2 protein-coding genes are annotated in these 1,769 nt (G+C 67.0%); both read left to right on the top strand.

The window, feature by feature from the left end; genetic code table 11:
• On the top strand, window positions 1-628 hold a 628-nt coding region (locus AC1D00_RS39650), incomplete at its 5' end, for a trans-sulfuration enzyme family protein (RefSeq protein ID WP_477014438.1).
• Between the two features lie 154 nt (window positions 629-782).
• Window positions 783-1,769: Na/Pi cotransporter family protein (locus tag AC1D00_RS39645; protein ID WP_477014437.1), on the top strand; the 987-nt coding region annotated here is incomplete at its 3' end.

Raw genomic sequence — 1,769 nt, 5'->3', positions numbered from 1 at the left:
CACCTGGGCCACCCCGCTCTATCACCGCTCGCTCGAGCAGGGCGTCGACATCAGCATGCAGGCGGCGACCAAATATATCGGCGGCCATTCCGACATCATGTTCGGCACCATCTCGGCCAACGCCAAGGCCTGGCCGCAGATTGCCGAGGGCATCCGCCTGCTCGGCGTCTGCGCCGGCCCCGACGACGTCTTCCTGGCGCTGCGCGGCCTGCGCACGCTGTCGGTGCGGCTCGCCCAGCATCATCGTTCCGGCCTCGCCATGGCGCGCTGGCTCGCCGCCCGTCCCGAGGTCGCGCGCGTGCTGCATCCCGGGCTCGAGACCGATCCGGGCCACGCCATCTGGAAGCGCGACTTCACCGGCGCCTCGGGCCTGTTCAGCATCGTGCTGAAGCCGGCGCCGCAACAGGCCGTCGACACCATGCTCAACACGCTCAAGCTGTTCGGCATGGGCTTCTCCTGGGGCGGCTTCGAGAGCCTTGCGATTCCCTTCGACTGCGACGGCTATCGCACCGCGACCAAGTGGGCGCCGGGCGGCCCTACCTTGCGTCTCCACATCGGACTCGAAAGCACCGACGACCTCAAGGCCGATCTCGATCGCGGCCTCGCTGCCCTCAAAGCAGCAATGTGAGCCTGCTCACAAGGCATCGCGCCTGAGGACGCGGCATCCGCGCCTCGGGAACGCGCCGCCATCGCAAACGTTAACGCCGACGCGCCAACAAATGGTTTGAACCTCAAGCATTTGGCGCTAGCTTCACCAATCGACTCTAGTCCGGACACGGAGCATGGGAACGTTGGTTCTGCTCGATCTGATGGGCGGCGTGGCGCTGTTGTTGTGGGGCCTGCACATGGTCCACAGCGGGATCCTGCGTGCCTTCGGCCCGGACCTCCGCCGCCTGCTCGGCAAGGCGCTCGGCAACCGCGTCAGCGCCTTCGCCGCCGGCCTCGGGCTCACCGCGCTGCTCCAGAGCAGCACCGCGACCGCCCTGATCACCAGTTCGTTCACCGCCGAAGGCCTCGTCAGCCTCGCCGCCGCGCTTGCCATCATGCTGGGGGCCAATGTCGGCACGACGCTGATCGTGCAGGTGCTCTCGTTCAACATCGCCGCTGTCGCGCCGGTGCTGTTCGTGCTCGGCCTCGTCGCCTTCCGCTCCGGACCGCGCTCGAGGATCAAGGACATCGGCCGCGTCTGCATCGGCCTCGGATTGATGCTGTTGTCGCTGCACATCCTGCTCGACACGCTAGCGCCGGCCGAGAATGCGCCCGGCGTGCGCGTCGCGATGGCGGCGATCACGGGTGATCCCATCCTGTGCATCGTCGTCGCGGCGCTCGTCACCTGGGCGGTGCATTCGAGCGTGGCCAGCGTGCTGCTGATCATGTCGCTGGCCTATTCGCAGTTCATCACGCCTTATGCAGCGCTGGCATTGGTGCTGGGGGCCAATCTCGGCAGCGCCATCAACCCCGTGTTCGAAGGGGCCAGGCGCGACGATCCCGCGAGCTACCGCCTGCCGGTCGGCAATCTCGTCAACCGCGTGGTCGGGATTGCACTGGTGCTGCCATTTCTGAGCGTGATCGCCGGGCACATGCACGCCTGGCAGCCGGATCTCGCCAGGATGACGGCGGCCTTTCACATCGCCTTCAATGTCGGCACCGCCATCATCTTCATCGGTCTGCTCGACACCATGTCGCGCCTGTTGACCCGCCTCTTGCCCGATCGCGTGCAGGAGACCGACCCGGCCCGGCCGCGCTATCTCGACGAGACCGCGCTGGAG

The organism is Bradyrhizobium sp. P2_E8, assembly GCF_056403875.1.
The sequence above is the reverse complement of the archived record's forward strand: the minus strand, read 5'-3'. Positions and strand labels throughout refer to the sequence as shown.